The 16880-nt window shown below is 66.3% G+C and carries 17 protein-coding genes; 12 read left to right on the forward strand and 5 right to left on the reverse strand.

Annotated features, from left to right (window positions below; all coding sequences use genetic code 11):
• Positions 1-55 precede the first annotated feature (55 nt).
• On the forward strand, positions 56-520 hold the full coding sequence (locus FRZ44_RS06905) for a RidA family protein (protein WP_151176494.1): 465 nt from the start codon (positions 56-58) through the stop codon (positions 518-520).
• A gap of 22 nt (positions 521-542) precedes the next feature.
• Here FRZ44_RS06905 and FRZ44_RS06910 read toward each other — a convergent pair whose 3' ends face one another.
• On the reverse strand, positions 543-983 hold the full coding sequence (locus FRZ44_RS06910) for a hypothetical protein (RefSeq protein ID WP_151176495.1): 441 nt from the start codon (positions 981-983) through the stop codon (positions 543-545).
• A gap of 209 nt (positions 984-1192) precedes the next feature.
• Between FRZ44_RS06910 and FRZ44_RS06915 the strand changes: the two genes are divergently transcribed.
• Positions 1193-1540: an antibiotic biosynthesis monooxygenase family protein gene (locus FRZ44_RS06915; RefSeq protein WP_151176496.1), complete on the forward strand. Its 348-nt coding sequence runs from the start codon at positions 1193-1195 to the stop codon at positions 1538-1540.
• Between the two features lie 3 nt (positions 1541-1543).
• On the opposite strand, the gene FRZ44_RS06920 is transcribed toward FRZ44_RS06915, so the two are convergent.
• From FRZ44_RS06920 to FRZ44_RS06930, 3 genes are read right to left on the reverse strand one after another with little or no spacing between them, the layout of a single operon-like run.
• Positions 1544-2647, reverse strand: a complete 1104-nt coding sequence (locus FRZ44_RS06920) for an NAD(P)/FAD-dependent oxidoreductase (protein ID WP_151176497.1) — start codon at positions 2645-2647, stop codon at positions 1544-1546.
• Positions 2648-2666: 19 nt separating this feature from the next.
• The gene (locus FRZ44_RS06925; RefSeq protein WP_151176498.1) at positions 2667-3614 is read right to left on the reverse strand and encodes a DMT family transporter; all 948 of its coding nucleotides are present in this window, start codon (positions 3612-3614) and stop codon (positions 2667-2669) included.
• A complete protein-coding gene (locus tag FRZ44_RS06930) occupies positions 3611-4522 on the reverse strand; it encodes a DMT family transporter (RefSeq protein ID WP_151176499.1) in 912 nt (303 codons plus the stop codon). The genes FRZ44_RS06925 and FRZ44_RS06930 overlap by 4 nt, the downstream gene beginning before the upstream one ends.
• Before the next feature lie 249 nt (positions 4523-4771).
• On the opposite strand from FRZ44_RS06930, the gene FRZ44_RS06935 reads away from it, so the two are divergent.
• The 9 genes from FRZ44_RS06935 to FRZ44_RS06975 all read left to right on the forward strand — a co-directional run bounded on the left by FRZ44_RS06935 (position 4772) and on the right by FRZ44_RS06975 (position 14286).
• On the forward strand, positions 4772-6832 hold the full coding sequence (locus FRZ44_RS06935; RefSeq protein WP_151176500.1) for a molybdopterin oxidoreductase family protein: 2061 nt from the start codon (positions 4772-4774) through the stop codon (positions 6830-6832).
• Positions 6829-7710, forward strand: a complete 882-nt coding sequence (locus tag FRZ44_RS06940; protein WP_151176501.1) for a division plane positioning ATPase MipZ — start codon at positions 6829-6831, stop codon at positions 7708-7710. The genes FRZ44_RS06935 and FRZ44_RS06940 overlap by 4 nt, the downstream gene beginning before the upstream one ends.
• A 29-nt stretch (positions 7711-7739) precedes the next feature.
• The gene (locus FRZ44_RS06945) at positions 7740-8462 is read left to right on the forward strand and encodes a vWA domain-containing protein (RefSeq protein WP_151176502.1); all 723 of its coding nucleotides are present in this window, start codon (positions 7740-7742) and stop codon (positions 8460-8462) included.
• A gap of 15 nt (positions 8463-8477) precedes the next feature.
• On the forward strand, positions 8478-9218 hold the full coding sequence (locus FRZ44_RS06950; RefSeq protein ID WP_151176503.1) for a DnaJ domain-containing protein: 741 nt from the start codon (positions 8478-8480) through the stop codon (positions 9216-9218).
• A 150-nt stretch (positions 9219-9368) separates the two neighbouring features.
• On the forward strand, positions 9369-10253 hold the full coding sequence (gene galU, locus FRZ44_RS06955; protein WP_151176504.1) for a UTP--glucose-1-phosphate uridylyltransferase GalU: 885 nt from the start codon (positions 9369-9371) through the stop codon (positions 10251-10253).
• A gap of 58 nt (positions 10254-10311) precedes the next feature.
• Positions 10312-11646, forward strand: a complete 1335-nt coding sequence (locus FRZ44_RS06960; RefSeq protein WP_151176505.1) for a UDP-glucose dehydrogenase family protein — start codon at positions 10312-10314, stop codon at positions 11644-11646.
• A gap of 61 nt (positions 11647-11707) precedes the next feature.
• Complete coding sequence (gene pgmG / locus FRZ44_RS06965; RefSeq protein ID WP_151176506.1) at positions 11708-13120, forward strand: phosphoglucomutase/phosphomannomutase PgmG; 1413 nt, start codon at positions 11708-11710, stop codon at positions 13118-13120.
• A gap of 211 nt (positions 13121-13331) precedes the next feature.
• Positions 13332-13757 (forward strand): hypothetical protein, encoded by a 426-nt coding sequence (locus tag FRZ44_RS06970; RefSeq protein ID WP_151176507.1) that lies wholly within the window; start codon positions 13332-13334, stop codon positions 13755-13757.
• A gap of 73 nt (positions 13758-13830) precedes the next feature.
• Entirely contained in the window at positions 13831-14286 is a 456-nt protein-coding gene (locus FRZ44_RS06975; protein ID WP_151176508.1) for a hypothetical protein, read from the forward strand.
• Positions 14287-14595: 309 nt separating this feature from the next.
• On the opposite strand, the gene FRZ44_RS06980 is transcribed toward FRZ44_RS06975, so the two are convergent.
• Positions 14596-15933 carry a D-alanyl-D-alanine carboxypeptidase gene (locus FRZ44_RS06980; protein WP_151176509.1) on the reverse strand — a complete coding sequence of 446 codons (1338 nt, stop codon included), beginning with the start codon at positions 15931-15933 and terminating at the stop codon, positions 14596-14598.
• 260 nt (positions 15934-16193) lie between these two features.
• Here FRZ44_RS06980 and FRZ44_RS06985 point away from each other — a divergent pair, with 260 nt between their 5' ends.
• The gene (locus FRZ44_RS06985; protein ID WP_151176510.1) at positions 16194-16862 is read left to right on the forward strand and encodes a hypothetical protein; all 669 of its coding nucleotides are present in this window, start codon (positions 16194-16196) and stop codon (positions 16860-16862) included.
• Positions 16863-16880: the final 18 nt, after the last annotated feature.

Here is a 16880-nt window from a genome sequence, read left to right on the forward strand (position 1 = left end):
CCCGGAGCTTGAGTTGCTGTCGGTAACCGGTCGTCGTTCGATGGTGGAGCGAGCCATGGGCCTTGTCGACCGCCGCCTTCGCGAGCTGCAGATGGAGCTGCCGGAGCCGAGCCGGCCTGGCGCCAATTATGTGCCTTTCATACGCAGCGGCGGCCTGCTGTTTCTGACCGGGCAGTTGTCGCAGTGGAACGGCGAGCGCCGCTTCGTCGGCAAGCTCGGCGGAGAGTTCGGCCTCGAAGAAGGCCGGCAGGCCGCGCGCCTCTGCGCACTCAACCTGATTGCGCATTTGCGTGATGCGCTGGAGGGCAATCTCGACCGCGTGCGACGCTGCGTTCGCGTGGCCGGATTCGTCAACTCGATGCCCGAATTCACCGGCCAATCGCAGGTCGTCGACGGCGCCTCCGATCTCTTCGTCCTGTTGTTCGGAGAAGCCGGACGCCATACGCGCCTGGCGATCGGTGTCGCTGCACTACCCTATGGCGTCGCGGTCGAGGTCGAAGCGGTCATGGAGGTCGAGTGACTCCTCGTGAAACCAGGGGCTGTCAATCGAGCGGCGCCAGATCGGGATCGACCCAGCTCCGGCGCGCGGCGACCGACAACAGGCGGTCGCGGCTGTAATACCCGAAGGGAAAGGAACCGGCTGCGTATCGGCTGACCAGGAGGTTGTTCGTCAGATCGAGCAACGACAATCCCGGCGCCGCTTCTCTCACGAACTTCCGGATGGCCCACAGATAGAACGCCGTGATGGTCTCGTGATAGCCGTCGCTATCGGTGTTGGCGGTGCCGACGGCCTCGTTGTAGCGGGAGATCGCCTCGCGCAGTTCGTCGAGCACTTGTCGAGCGGGCCGGTTGATGACGAACCAGAGCCCGACCGTGAGGTGGGCCCGATGCGTCCAGCGCGGCTTGGCCAAGGTCCGGACCCGAAACTGCTCGACCACGTCGAGCACCTCCCGTTCGTTCTGATAACTCCCTTGTCCGCTCACGCTGTGCCGCTTTCCGTCGTCACCGCCCTATCGCGATTGTGCCGGTTTCCGCCGCGGCCGCAAGCGAAGCGGCGCAGGCGCCAATGGCACAGAACTGGTCCGGAGCCATTGGCCCGCTGCGCGCCAGCTATGAAGCCGTCGCGGCTACTTCCTCGGTCCCGAGCGGGTTAGAAGAGACGCGATCCATTCCTGACAGGAGAGAACGGCGAATGGCTACCAGCGGCTCACGCTTCGCATCCTGCCCGCCACCGCCCTATTACGCGGTGATCTTCGCTTCGCAACGCAATCCCGGCGACAATGGCTATGGCGCTGCGGCCCAGCGCATGATCGAGATCGCGCCCGGCATGCCGGGCTATCTCGGCGTCGAGACGGCGCGCGGGGCCGACGGCTTCGGGATCACGGTCTGCTACTGGCAGGACGAGGCCTCGATCCGCGGCTGGAAGGCGCAGGCAGAGCATCACGCGGCCCAGGAACGGGGCAAGGACGAATGGTATGAGCGCTATGAGCTCAAGGTGGCGAAGGTCGAGCGCGCCTATGGCGGGCCGGCAGGACGCTAGGGCTCAGCCCAGCAGGCGGATCACTTCGTTGGCGATGGAGAGGGACGAGGTCAGGCCCGGCGATTCGATGCCGAAGAGATTGACCAGCCCCGGAACGCCATGGGCCGCCGGTCCCTGGATCATCCAATCGAGCCCGGTCACGCCGGCGGGTGTGAGCTTCGGCCTGATTCCGCTATAGGCAGGCTGCAGCGCACCGTCGGGAAGGCCGGGCCAGTAGCGGCGGACCGCCTCGTAGAAGCTGTCGGCGCGAGCCGGATCGACCGAATAGTCGAGGCGGTCGAGCCATTCGACATCGGGCCCGAAGCGGGCCCGCCCGCCGAGGTCGAGCGTCAGATGCACCCCGAGCCAGGTGTCGTCCGGCGCCGGATAGACCAGATGCGTGAACGGCGTCTTGCCGGTCAGGCTGAAATAATTGCCCTTGCTGTAGTGAAGCGGGGGCACGGCCTTGGGATCCAAGCCGCGCAAGGCCCGCGCCAGGGGCTGGGCGCCCAGTCCCGCCGCGTTGATCAGCCGCCGGCAACGCAATTCCATCGGCTGCTCGCCGCCGACATGGAGGAGAAAGCCGTTGTCCTCGACGACGCCCCCCTGGACCGGCGCGCGGAAGGCGATGCTGGCGCCGGCCTCCTCGGCCTCGCCCTGCAAGGCCAGCATCAGCCCATGGGCGTCGACGATGCCGGTCGAGGGCGACAGCAGGGCTGCGACGCAGACGATCTCAGGCTCCAGCTTGCGCACGGCAGCCGGATCGAGCCATTCCAGATCCATGACGCCATTGGCTTCGGATTTGCTCTTGATGGCCTCGAGCGCCGCGATCTCCGCTTCGCGGCTGGCGACGACGAGCTTGCCGAGGCGGCGATGAGCCACGCCATGCGAGCGGCAGAACTCGTAAAGCCGCGCCTTGCCGTCGACGCAGAGCCGGGCCTTCAGGCTGCCCGGCTTGTAATAGAGGCCGGCATGGATGACCTCGCTGTTGCGCGAGCTGATCCCGGTGCCGAAGGTTTCCGCCGCTTCCAGCAGGATCACCTCGCGGCCCTCGCGGGCGAGCTGGCATGCGGTCGCCAGTCCGATGACGCCGGCCCCCACCACCACGCATTCGATCGTTTCGCTCATCCGTTGTCCGGCCACCGGTTCAGGTGTCGATCGGGCCCGCGCCGGCAACCGGCAGGGAAGGCACGGCCTTCACTTTCTTCACGCGCGTTTCACGATGCAGGATGTAGGCGCTGCTCGCAATGATGATGGCGGCGCCGGCGACGACGGTGAAGGAGGGCAGCTCGTTCCAGAGCAGCCAGCCGAACAGTGTCGCCCAGATCAGCGCGCTGTATTCGATCGGCGCCAGCAGCGAGACCTCGCCATAGCGGAAGGCCTCGGTCATCAGCAGCTGGCCCAGCGCGCCGAACACGGCGGTGGCGACGAAGACCCAGATATCGATGCCCTGCGGGATGCGGAAATCCCACATCATGCCGATGCCGGCGCAGACCAGCATGGCGAAGGAATTCCAGAAGATCAGGCAGGGCCCGCTTTCGGTCGCGGTCAGCTTGCGCGACGCGATGAAGAGCAGGGCATAGGTCAGGGCGGAGCTCAATGCCGACAGCGCGGCCCAGCCGAAGCCCGCCCCCGAGGGCTGGAGGATCACCGTGACCCCGCCGAAGCCGATGAGCACGGCAGCCCAGCGCCGGGGGCCGACCTTCTCCTTCAGGAAGAAGACCGAGAGCGTGGTCATGAAGAGCGGCGCTGCGAAACCGATGGCGATCGTATCGGCGATCGGCAGATGCTTCAGCGCATAGACGAAGCACAGCATGGTCACGATCATCAGCGTCGCGCGCAAGGCGTGGGCCCAGGGGCGGCGGGTCTTGATCTGGCGCAGGCCGCCGCTGCGTGAGGCGAGCGCCAGGGCCAGCGGGACCGCCAGGCTGCGGCCAAAGAACATGATCTGCCAGAAGCCGAAGCCGGCGCTGAGCCATTTGAGCGAGGCGTCCTGCGCCGAGAAGGCGGCGACCGTCGCCACCATCAGCAGCACGCCGCGCAAGGGCGCGTTGGCGAGGCCGTCATGGCCGATGGTCTTGCCGGGCGCGCTCATGCCGCGTGCTTCCCTGCCGCGTTCTTCTGGCGTTCGCGATTGACGATATAAAGCGTGCTGCCGACGACGATGAGCGAGCCGGCGATGACGGTGAGGCTCGGCAATTGGCTCCACAGCGCCCAACCGAACAAGGTCGCCCAGACCAGGCCGGTATAATCGATCGGCGCCAGCAGCGAGACCTCGCTGTAGCGGAAGGCCTGGTTGAGGCAGAACTGGCCGATGCTGCCGGAAACGCCGACCAGCAGGAAGACCCATAGGTCGTTCCAGCTCGGCGTGATCCAGAGCCACGGCATGGTGGCGCCGGTGACGATCAGCACGCCGACGGAGTAGTAGAAGAGGATCGTGTGGCTGCTCTCGGTGCCGCTGAGCTGGCGCGAGGTGATGAGGGTCAGCGCATAGAGGAAGGCCGACGACAGCGCCAGCACAGCGGCCCAGTTGAAGCCGGTGCCCGAGGGCTGCAGGATGACCAGCACGCCGACGAAGCCGATCAGCACCGCGCCCCAGCGCCGCGGCCCGACCTTTTCCTTCAGCAGCAGCACCGAGAGGATGGTCATGAACAGGGGGCCGGCATAGGTGATCGCCATGGTATCGGCGAGCGGCAGCATGGCCAGCGCATAATAGAAGGTCAGCATCGTGCCGATATTGAAGAGGGAGCGCAGCGCATGGCCGCCGGGGCGCATCGTCTTCAGCGTGCGTATCCCGCCGGCCTGGGTCGCGATCCCGATCGCGAACAGCAGGCCGATCACGTAGCGCAGGAAGGCGATCTGGAAGGGGCTGTAATCGTCGGTCAGCCACTTCACGCCGGCATCGAGCACGGTCAGGCAGAAGACCGCGCTCGCCATATAGAGCAGGCCGCGGCCCGGCTGATGGCGCAGCCCGACCAGTCCCGCCGTTGCGCCGCTGCCCATGGTGACTCCGCCCCCGAACTATCGCCGCCAACCATGCCCCCAAGCATGTTGGCCGGGCGGTCAAGCTTGATTGCGCAGAATGCCCGAAGGGACCTGCCAAAGCGAGGGGGTCGCGGTGGCTCGGAAGGTGGAGAACTGGCGACTCCGAGAGCCCTTTCGACCCCGGTAAGAGGATTGAATTCGTTGAATATCTCCTGTGCCTGCACCGCTCATGACAAATTGCCTGCCGCAGCCTAGATTGGCCCAACCATGCCCCTCGACATCCTCCCTTCCGTTTGCCCCCACGACTGTCCGTCGACCTGCTCGCTCGAGGTCGAACGGCTCGACACGCACAGGATCGGCCGGGTTCGCGGCGCCGCCGACCAGGACTACACGGCCGGCGTCGTCTGCGCGAAGGTCGCGCGCTATGCCGAGCGCCATAATCATCCCGACCGGCTGACCGTGCCGTTGCTGCGCGTCGGTCCGAAGGGGCAGGGGATGGCGGCCTATAAGCCGATCTCCTGGAACGAGGCGCTCGACCGCGTGGCGGAGAAATTTATCGAGGCCGAGCGCCGCCTGGGGGCCGAGACGGTGTGGCCCTATTTCTATGCCGGCACGATGGGGCTGGTGCAGCGCGACGGGATCAATCGACTGCGCCATGCGAAGCGCTATTCCGGCCAGCTCTCGACCATCTGCGTGATGCTGTCGGATACGGGCTGGGTCGCCGGCGTCGGCGAGAAGCGCGGCGTCGATGCGCGCGAGATCGCGCAGTCGGACCTGGTCGTGGTCTGGGGCGGCAATCCGGTCTCGACCCAGGTCAATGTGATGACCCACATCACCCGCGCCCGCAAGGAACGCGGGGCGCCCCTGGTCGTCGTCGATCCCTACCGCACGCCCACCGCGCTCGTCGCCGACATCCATCTGATGCCGCGGCCCGGCACCGACGGCGCGCTTGCCTGTGCTGTCATGCATGAGCTGTTCCGCCAGGGCTTCGCCGACCGCGACTATCTCGCGCGCTACACCGATTGCCCCCAGGAGCTCGAAGCGCATCTGCAATCGCGCCCGCCGGAATGGGCCGCCGCCATCACCGGCGTGCCGGCCGACCGGATCCGCAGCTTCGCCGAACTCTATGGCCGCACCAAGCGCAGCTATATCCGCGTCGGCTATGGCTTCTCGCGCTCGCGCAACGGGTCGGCCAATCTTCATGCCGTGAGCTGCCTGCCCGCCATCACCGGCGCCTGGCAATATCCGGGGGGCGGCGCACTCTATTCGAACGCCGGCTTCTACGGTCTCGACAAGACCATGATCGAGGGCCTCGACGTCCGCGATCCCAAGGTGCGCATTCTCGACATGTCGCGCATCGGGCCCGTCCTGACCGGCGACAGGCAGGATCTGGGCGAGGGCCCGCCGGTCACGGCCCTGCTGATCCAGAACACCAATCCGATGGTCGTCTGCCCCGAGGGCCTCAAGGTCCGCGAGGGCTTCATGCGCGACGACCTCTTTACGTGCGTCCATGAGCAGTTCATGACCGAAACCGCGGCCATGGCCGATGTGGTGCTGCCGGCCACGACCTTCCTCGAGCATGACGATATCTATCTGGCGGGCGGCCACACCTATCTGCAGGTGGCACGCAAGGTCGTCGAGCCCCTGGCGGAAGCCAAGACCAACCATTTCGTGATCTGCGAACTGGCCAAGCGGCTGGGCGCCGAGCATCCGGGTTTCCACATGACCGAGTGGGAGCTGATCGACCAGATGCTCAAGGCGTCGAACAAGCCCTCCGCCGACGCGCTGGCGGCCGAGCGCTGGCATGATTGCGCGCGATCCTTCGAGGAAGGGCATTTCCTCAATGGTTTTCCCCAGCCCGGCGGGCGCTTCCGCTTCAAGCCCGACTGGAAGGGCATGGGCCCCTGGCACAAGGGCATGCCGGCGCTGCCCGATCATCCGCATCTGATCGAAGAGGCGACGGCCGAGCACCCCTTCCGGCTCGTGGCGGCACCGGCGCGAACCTTCCTCAACTCGACCTTCACCGAGACGCCCGGCTCCCGGCAGCGCGAGGTTCGCCCGACGGCGCTGCTCCACCCGACCGATTGCGAACGGCTGGGGCTGGCCGAGGGCGACCGTGTGCGGCTCGGCAATCGCCGCGGCTCGGTCGTCATCCATGCCAAGCCCTTCGACGGGCTTCAGCCCGGCGTCGTCATCGTCGAGGGCATCTGGCCCAACGGCGCCTTCGAGGAGGGGCAGGGCATCAACGCCCTCATCGGCGCCGATCCCGGTCCCCCGAAGGGCGGCGCCTGTTTCCACGACAGCGCCGTCTGGGTGCGGCCGGCATGATCATCACGGGTCCCAAGGGTGCCGCCGGCCGGCGTTTCCGGCGGCCGCATGTGGTGGTGCTGGGCAACGAGAAGGGCGGCTCGGGCAAATCGACCACGGCGATGCATCTGATCGTGGCCCTGCTGCGCGAAGGCTACAAGGTCGGCAGCCTCGATCTCGATGCGCGCCAGGGCAGCCTCAGCCGCTTCATCGCCAACCGCGCCGAGAACGGCCTCGAACTGCCGATGTCGCGCCATGTGCGCCTCGAGCAATCGGCACTCGATTCCGTCGCCGCGGCGCGCGAGGAGGAGAAGCAGCGCTTCGACGCGACCCTGGCCCAGATGGCCGACTGCGATTTCGTCGTGATCGACACGCCCGGCAGCGACAGCAATCTCTCCCGCCTCGGCCATGCGCGCGCCGACACGCTGGTGACGCCGCTCAATGACAGCTTTCTCGATCTCGATCTGCTGGCGCGCGTCGACAGCGAAGGCCTGAAGATCCGCGGGCCCAGCACCTATGCCGAGATGGTCTGGGAGCAGAAGAAGCGCCGGGCGCTGACCGACGGCGGCTCGATCGACTGGATCGTGATGCGCAACCGCCTGGCCAGCCTGGATGCCCGCAACAAGCGGCGGATCGGCAAGCTGGTCGAGGATCTGGCGCGGCGCATCGGCTTCCGCCTCGCGCCGGGGTTCAGCGAGCGCGTGGTGTTCCGCGAACTCTTCCCGCGCGGGCTGACGCTGCTCGACCTCGCCGATGCCGGCACCGCCCTGACCTTGTCCCATGTGGCGGCGCGCCAGGAGCTGCGCGGGCTGCTCGATGTGATCGGCCTGCCCAAGCCCGAGGAGGGCGATGGGCTGGAGAAGCGCTGGACAGAACCAGCGGCCCTCCCCAATTCTTGAGGGGAGTTCCCAGATGAGGCGGTACCGCCATGGCGTCGTCTCGAGACAAGCTGCCGACCGGTAAACCGGCCAACGCGCCGGCGCAGGACGTTGCCCAGTTCCTGGCCAAGCTGGCCGCGGTCCCCACACCGCGCAAGGGCGGCGAGCGCGGCCGGCTGCTGTTCGGCCTCGACGCCACCGCCAGCCGCCAGGCGACCTGGGATCGCGCCTGCCAGATCCAGGCCGAAATGTTCACGGCGGCGGCCCAGCTGGGCGGCCTCGACATCCAATTGGCCTATTATCGCGGCTTCGGCGAGTTCAAGGCGGCGCCCTGGCTTTCGGACAGCGCGACCCTGCAGCGCCTGATGGGCAGTGTCTCCTGTCTCGGCGGCAAGACCCAGATCGGCAAGCTGCTGCGCCACGCGCTGATCGAGACCAAGGCGAAGCGCATCAACGCCGTGGTCTTCATCGGCGACGCCATGGAGGAGGACGGCGATACGCTCTGCCACCAGGCGGGCGAGCTCGGCGTCCTGGGCGTGCCGCTGTTCATGTTCCATGAGCGCGGCGAGGCGCTGGCCGCCGAGACCTTCAAGCAGATGGCGACCCTGTCGGGCGGCGCCTATTGCCGCTTCGATTCGAGCAGCGCCGATGCCTTGCGCGACCTGCTGCGGGCGGTCGCGGTCTTCGCGACCGGCGGGCGCGCCGCGCTCGAGGATCACTCGCGCCGCCAGGGCGGCGGCGCGCTGCTGCTGACGCGCCAACTGAAACGCTGAGCTCCGGGAGCGGCGATGGTCGCCTATTTCTTCCTCGGGATCGTCGTGCTGGCGGTGCTGCTGCTGCTGATCAGGTCGGTGGCGACCGTCGATGCGGCCATGCTGGCGCGCCTGGTGAAGGGCTTCGCGATCGCCATCGTCTTCATCGGCGTTGCTTATCTGATCGTCGCCGGCCGCGCCGGGCTCATCGCGGCGGCGCTGCCGATCGGCGTGCCGATCCTGCTGCTCTGGCTGCGCCACCGCCGTTCGCTCGCGGGCGCCGGGGGGACCTGGGACGCGGGCACCCGGCCCAGCGGCGGCGGGCGCTCCGATGTCGAGACCGCCTTCTTCGCCATGACGCTCGATCACGCCTCGGGCCGGCTCGATGGCTGGATCAAGAAATCGAAGTTCGCCGGGCGGCGCCTGAGCGAGCTCGCCCGCGACGAATTGCTCGAGCTGCGCCGTGAGGTGGCGGGCGATCCCGATTCCGTCTCGGTGCTCGAGGCCTTTCTCGATCGTGCCCACGGGCCTGACTGGCGCGGCGCCGGTGGCGGTGCTGGCGATCAGGCCGGTTCAAGCGCGGGTGCCGCCAGCAGCAGCGGCGCCATGACGCGCGACGAGGCCTATGAGGTGCTGGGCCTCAAGCCCGGCGCGAAAGAGTCCGAGATTCGCGACGCGCACCACCGCTTGATGAAGAAGCTCCATCCCGACCAGGGCGGCTCCGATTACCTCGCCGCCCGCGTCAACCGGGCCCGCGACATCTTGCTCGGGACCTGATCGGGCGTTCATACCGTTTTCATTTGATGGCCCGCTAAATCTCACGATCTGTGTGAAATAGAGGCCGCGAGACCCCTCCCGTTGCATCCCCGGAGGGCCCATGGCACAAAGGCCAGCGCTGCCGGGGACCCGGCAATTGGGGAAATTAATATGTCAAAACAAAGAGTTCGTAAGGCCATCTTCCCCGTTGGGGGGCTCGGAGTCCGGTTCCTGCCGGCGACCAAGGCGATGCCCAAGGAAATGCTGCCGGTGGTCGACAAGCCGCTGATTCAATATGCGGTGGAAGAGGCCAAGGCGGCCGGGATCGAGCAGTTCATCTTCGTCACCGGCCGCGGCAAGACCGCGATCGAGGATCACTTCGACCAGTCCTTCGAGCTGCAGGCGACCCTGACCGAGCGCGGCAAGAAGCGCGAGCTCGCTCTCCTCGAGGAGATGCGGCTGCAGCCGGGCCAGGTTCTCTATGTGCGCCAGCAGGAGCCGCTGGGTCTGGGCCATGCCGTCTGGTGCGCGCGCCACATGATCCAGGACGAGCCGGTGGCGGTGCTGCTGGCCGACGATCTGGTCAAGGCGGCGACACCCTGCCTCAAGCAGATGGTCGATGCCCAGGCCGAGGTTGGCGGCAACGTCATCGCCGTCATGGATGTGGCGCCGTCCCAGACCGACAAATATGGAATCGTGAAGCCGGGCGCCACCAAGGGGCGCATGGTCGAGGTGCAGGGGCTGGTCGAGAAGCCGGCGCCGGCTTCGGCACCTTCGACGCTGGCCGTCATCGGCCGCTATATCCTGCAGCCTTCGCTGTTCGAGCTGCTGGCGCGCCATGAGCGCGGCGCCGGAAACGAGATCCAGCTCACCGACGCGATGGCCAAGATGATCGGCACCATGCCGTTCCACGGTTATCGCTTCGAAGGCACGCGGTACGATTGCGGCGACAAGGCCGGCTTCGTCGAGGCGACCGTGGCCTATGCGCTGGAGCACGACACGATCGGCAAGCCGGCGCGCGAGATGCTGCGCCGCCTGGCCAGGAATTTGGACTGATCGCTCTCATTGATTTGAGTCATCTGCGCTTGCGCGCCACCGAAGGGAAACATCTCGCATGAAGGTCGTCATGATCGGCGCCGGCTATGTCGGCTTGGTGTCCGGTGCCTGCTTCTCGGAATTCGGCGTCGAGGTCGCTTGCGTCGACAAGGACGCGAACCGGATCCGCGATCTGATCGAGGGCCGCATCCCGATCTACGAGCCGGGGCTCGAGGATCTAGTGCGCGACAACAGCAAAGCCGGCAGGCTCTCCTTCTCGACCGACCTGAATGCCGCCATGGCGGGGGCCGAGGCCGTCTTCATCGCGGTCGGCACGCCCTCGCGGCGCGGCGACGGCCATGCCGATCTCAGCTACGTCTATCAGGCGGCGCGCGAGATCGCGGCGACCCTGACGGGTTACACCGTGATCGTGACCAAATCGACGGTGCCGGTCGGCACCGGGCGGCGCGTGGCGGAGATCATCCGCGAGGTCCGGCCCGACGCGCAGTTCGACGTGGTGTCGAATCCGGAGTTCCTGCGCGAAGGCTCGGCCATCAACGATTTCATGCGGCCCGACCGCATCGTGATCGGGACCGAGACCGAGCGCGCGCGCGACGTGATGCGCCGGCTCTACCGGCCGCTCTATCTGATCGAGACCCCGATCGTCTTCACCGGGCTCGAGACCTCGGAGCTGATCAAATACGCCGCCAACAGCTTCCTCGCGACCAAGATCACCTTCATCAACGAGATCGCCGATCTCTGCGAGAAGGTCGGCGCCGACGTGCATGACGTGGCGCGCGGCATCGGCCTCGATGGCCGCATCGGCCGCAAGTTCCTCCATCCGGGCCCGGGCTTCGGCGGCTCCTGCTTTCCCAAGGACACGCTGGCCCTGGTGCGCACGGCGCAAGAGGCCGATGCGCCGTTGCGGATCATCGAGCAGGTGGTCGCGTCCAACGACGCGCGGAAGGTCTCGATGGTGAGCCGGGTGACCAATGCCGTCGGCGGCAATGTCCGCGGCAAGACCATCGCGGTGCTGGGCCTCACCTTCAAGCCCAACACCGACGACATGCGCGACAGCCCGAGCCTCGTGATCCTGCCCCGCCTGCTGGAGCAGGGCGCCAAGGTCAGGGCCTTCGACCCGGAAGGCATGGGCGAAGCGCGCAAGCAGATGCCCGACGTCGATTATTGCGGCTCGGCGGAGGACGCCATGTCGGGCGCCGACTGCCTGCTGCTGCTGACCGAATGGAACGAGTTCCGCGCGCTCGACCCGCGCCGCATCAAGGCCCTGCTGGGAAAGCCCGTCGTGGTCGATCTGCGCAATGTCTATAATCCGGCCGAGATGCGCGCCGCCGGCCTGACCTATACCAGTGTCGGCCGCCCCGCCGGCTCCAGTTCCAGCTCGGAACCGGCCTGAGACCGGCGCGTTACTTCAGGTCCCTGGCACCCCGCCGCTCATCGTCACCGCAGAGAATCCCATGAACGACGCCCATCGCTTCGATCCGACTGTGTTGCGCGAATATGACATCCGCGGTCTCGTCGGCAAGACGCTTTCGGCCGCCGATGCCCTGGCGGTCGGCCGTGCCTTCGGCACGGTGCTGGTCGAGGCCGGCGCCTTGAATGTCTGTCTCGGACAGGATGGCCGCCTGAGCTCGCCCGAGCTCGCGGACGCCGTGGCCGAGGGTCTGTCGGGCTGCGGGCTCGAGGTCTGGCGGGTCGGCATCGGCCCGACGCCCATGCTCTATTTCGCGACCACCGTGCTCCAGGCTGGCGGCGGCATCATGGTGACGGGCTCGCACAATCCCGCCGCCTATAACGGCTTCAAGATGATGAAGGGCCGCGAGGCCTTTCATGGCGACCAGATCCGGGATCTCGGCCGGATCGCGGGCGCGGGCGCCTACAAGTCGCAGGGGGCCAAGGGCCAGATCCTCGAGCGGCCGCTGCTCGACCGCTATGTCGAGCGCCTGACCAAGGACTATCGCGGCGACCGCGAGCTCACGGTCTGCTGGGATGCGGGCAACGGCTCGGCGGGGGAGGCCATGCGCCGCCTGACGGCGGCCCTGCCGGGGCGCCATATCCTGCTGAACGAGACCATCGACGGCACCTTCCCGGCGCATCACCCCGATCCCACGGTCCCCGACAATCTGAAGCAGCTCCAGGCCAAGGTGACCGAGACCAAGGCCGATCTCGGCATCGCCTTCGACGGCGATGGCGACCGGATCGGCGTGGTGGACGAGAAGACCCGCATCCTCTGGGGCGATCAGCTGATGGTGCTGCTGGCGCAGGACGTGCTGGCCGATCGGCCGGGCTCGACCATCATCGCCGACGTCAAGGCGAGCCAGGTTTTGTTCGACGAGATCGCCAAGGCCGGCGGCCAGCCGCTGATGTGGCGCACCGGCCATTCGCTCATCAAGGCGAAGATGGCGGAGACGGGCGCGCCGCTGGCCGGCGAAATGAGCGGCCATATCTTCTTCGCCGACCGCTATTACGGCTATGACGACGCGCTCTATGCGGCGGTGCGGTTGCTCTCGATCATGGCGCGGCGCACCGAAACGCTGGGTGCGCTCCGCGACCGGATGCCGGCGGTCGTGAACACGCCCGAGCTGCGCTTTCCCTCGACCGAGGAGCGCAAGTTCAAGGTCGTGGAGGAGGTCAAGGCGCGCCTCAAGCAGAAGGGCGCCACGGTCTCCGACATCGACGGCGTGCGCGTGAGCACGCCCGACGGCTGGTGGCTGCTGCGCGCCTCCAACACCCAGGACGTGCTGGTCGTGCGCTGCGAGGCGCGCGACGAGAAGGGCCTCGACCGGCTCAAGGCCCAGGTGGTCGAGGCGCTGGGGCAGAGCGGCGTCGCCGCCCCGGATTTCAGCGGCAAGGCCAACGCCGGCCACTGAACAGCGGTTTCCGCCGCTCATGCCGTGATTCCCGGCCGCCGAGGCTGTTGGAATCGCGGCGGGCGTCACGCCAATTTATGCCGATTTGGCCCCTCGCTTTTGTTAGCGAGCCGGTAACTCCTGGCGCGTCCAATGAATACTCGGCTATGAGCGTCGGCGCCGGTGGCGGCGCCCTAGCGACTTATGCGCTCAAGCCGCAGGGAGATCCGCCATGTCACGGACTCGCTCGGTCATTGTCGGCCTGCTCGGCTTCGCGCTCTATCTGGTGCTGAATTTCGACACGATCCAGCGCCAGCTGGTCGATTTCGACAATGCGTGGCTGTGCGGCCTCGGGCTCACGCTGACCTTGTCGGCCTGGGCGCTGGAAGGCCGGGGTCCGGTCATCAGGCTGATCTGGGTTCTGGCGGCGCCCGTCTTCGGTTCGATGGTCGGCTATGGCCTGCCGATCCTGAGCGATTACCTGTTGAGCGGCTATCTTCGGAACCTGTCGCTCGCGCAATGGACCCGGCTCGCGGTCATTCAGCCCTACCTGCCGGCACGCCTCTGGATGCTTTCCGCCCTGCTGCTGGTCCTCTCGCTGATCAATCACCAGCTCCTCAGCCTGCGCCACCAGACGACCGCCAAGGGGCAGTCGTGAGCCTGCCCTAGGCGTGCCAAATTTCCGCATCACGTTGAGCCACAAAGTGGACCGAGGTTGAAGCATTGGGGCGATGGGTATGATGAAGCAACCTTATGGGCTAAGGGTTCGTTCGATCATCGTTGCGTGGGCCGGGTTCGGGCTTTACCTCGCTTTGAATTTCGACCTCATTGAGCGGCACCTGGCGGCCCATGGCTTCATGGCTCCCTATCTGATCGGCTTAGGACTGGTTGTTACTGCTTCCGCATGGCGGTTCGAGAATCGCGACTTCAGGTCGAGAATGACTTGGGCGCTTCTGTCGCCAATCGTCGGGTCGGTCGTTGGCTACACGGCCGCCACCATCATCCACCTGACAACGGAACGTCTCTATATCGGGACGTCAATCGAATGGGTCGTGATTGCGACTGTGGCGCCGTACATGATGCTTTGTCTGTGGGTGCTTTCGATGTTGCTTCTGGCCCTATCGATCGCCAATCATCGGCTGTCGAGGTTGTGGTCTCAGGCGGCGATTGAAGGGCAGCAACCATGAATTATGCTGATGGCCAGCAAGTCCGGTTGAACGACAGGGTCGAGATTTGGGACGGCAACCAGGGCACGGTCGTTTGCTCGATCGATAGCAGGGAATTCTCGGCAGCGTAGCCGGAATCCGAATGGGCCTATTTGACTGCCGGTATTCTCATCGACTCGGAACGAGCAGGGTTGCTGCACTTCACCGAGCCGGAGAAATCATTGAGGCTCGTCAGTCGCGGCTGACGCAACGAAAAACGCCGCCGGATGGTTCCCGGCGGCGCTTTTGAATTCGAAGACTGTGGAAGAGGGGAGGGATACCGCCCGGCGCTTACTGGGCGTTGTCGGCGACCGTCGCGGTCGTGGTCTTGATCACCAGGCAGGCGGTGCCGAGCTTGCGCAGGCCCTTGCAGGCGGTCTCCGCATCGGCCTGCGTCAGGCCAATGAGGCGCGAGCGGTACATGGTCGCCCCGGTATGGGTCTTGGATTCGTCGACCAGGATGTGCGCGTCCACCAGTCCGCGATATTCGCGCTGGGCGTTGGTCGCGGCGAGCTTGGCCGGGGCATATTTCAGGAAGGCGCCGACCTGGACGCCCCAGCCGCCATCGGGCGGGACCGCGGCATTCGAGCCTTCGCCATTGTCGCCCGTATCGACATCGCCCTCGCCCGTCGTGCTCGCCGCATCGGCAAGCGTCAGGGCGTTCTCGGGCATGTTCGCGGCTTCGACCATGGCGTTGGTGTCGGTCTGATCGTTGAGCGAGGCGATCGCGACGCCCAGATCGGCCGGCTTCACGCCCGGCACGACGGTGTTGCGGTCGCGGCCATTGTCGGCCATCGCCATCTCGGCAAAGCCGCCATCGAGGAGCTTGGCCATCTGCTGGTCGCGGGCGGAGGGCGACTTGCCGCCCAGCACCACGCCGATCACGCGCTGATTGTTACGGATGGCGGAGGTCACGAGATTGAAACCCGAGGCGCGGATATAGCCGGTCTTGAGACCGTCGGCGCCGTCATAGGCCACCATCAGGCGGTTATGCGTCTTGATCGTGCGGCCGCCCCAGACGAACTTCGTCACGCCGAAGTAATGGTAATACTGCGGGAAGTCGGTCATCAGCGCGCGGGCCAGCACGGCCAGGTCGCGGGCCGTGGTGTGCTGCCGGGTGTCGGGCAGGCCCGAGGCGTTCTCGAAATTCGTGCTCGCCATGCCGAGCGCGCGGGCCTTCTTGGTCATCAGGTCGGCGAAATTGTCTTCCGTGCCGCCGATGGCTTCCCCGACCACGACCGCGGCGTCGTTCGCGGACTGGATGATGATGGCGAGGATGGCCTTTTCCACCTTGATGGTGTCGCCGGCATTCAGGCCGAGCTTCGTCGCCGGCTGCGCCTCGGCGTGGGAGGACACATAAAGGCCGTCATCCAGCTTTAGCTTGCCCTTCTCGAGCGAGTCGAAAAGGAGATAGAGCGTCATCATCTTGGTGAGAGACGCAGGGTAGTTCTGGACGTCGGCATTGCGGGCGTGGAGGACCTCCCCGCTGGAGGCGTCGATCACGATATCGGCGTACCCGGCCCAGGCCCGGTTTTCGCCGATGCCCGACGAGACCAGGACAGCGACCAGGGCGGCCGCACCCACGAGGGCGGCCCGGAAGGCTTTGCGAACGGTCGAATCGAGCTTCATCCCCTCAGTATCCCATCCCGGGGTTAACGCCCCCTGAGTCGAAGGCGTAAACCTAAAAAGAATCAAGAATCTTGTCTAGCTAAACACTGGGTCTTTAAGATTGCTTTAACGTCACCCTCTAGAGACCGGGCCATTTGCCCCGCAAGGCATTGATGCGACTCAGAGATTGCTCGACTCGGCCGTCCTGCCCGAGTCGGCGCCGACCCAAGGATACCACACCGGACCGGCCGCCCGGCCGGATTTGGGGACGGGGCTTGGCTTTGGCGCTCGGAGTCGCGCTCGGCGCCTGCGCCTATCATGGCAATTTCGACGATCCGATCCAGCGCCGGTTCCAGTGGTTCAGCTTCATCGGCGGGGAGGATATCCAGGACGCCTGCCACCCCGGCAGCGTTGACCGCTACCGCTTCGTCTATAATGGCCGCTACTCGGAACAGCTCCGGGATTATGAGCTGGTGGGCGACGGCGCCGGTGGCGCCTATCTGACGTCCCGGGCGACCGGTGGCTATGCCAACCTGGCGACAGTCTCCCTGAACGATCCGCTCGGACCCTGGCGCTGGCAGGAATCGAGGACGCAGCTGAATTCCGCCCAGTTCAAGCTCTTCATCCAGGCGCTGGCGGCGGACGGATTCCTGCAGCCGCCCAAAACGGCCGGTCGGCGCTTTTCCTCCAACAATTTTTATTGGCTTGTGAGTGGTTGTCACGACGGCCAGTTCCATTTCGGCGCCTGGATCTGGCCTTCCGACGATTTCGCCGCGTTGAAGTTTCCGGCGCTGCTGCTGGCCCGCGACCAGACCGGCATGGCCTTCAATCAGCCTTACGATGCGCCGGGCGGCGAAACCATGGGCCAGCCTGGCGTCTCACTAGGCGCCAACGCGCCCTTCAATATCACGATCCATGACGACGGCCTCGGCCGGGGATCGCTGTTTTGAACCGCCCTGCCCGGGCCC

This window comes from Hypericibacter terrae, from assembly GCF_008728855.1.
GTDB classification, from domain to species: domain Bacteria; phylum Pseudomonadota; class Alphaproteobacteria; order Dongiales; family Dongiaceae; genus Hypericibacter; species Hypericibacter terrae.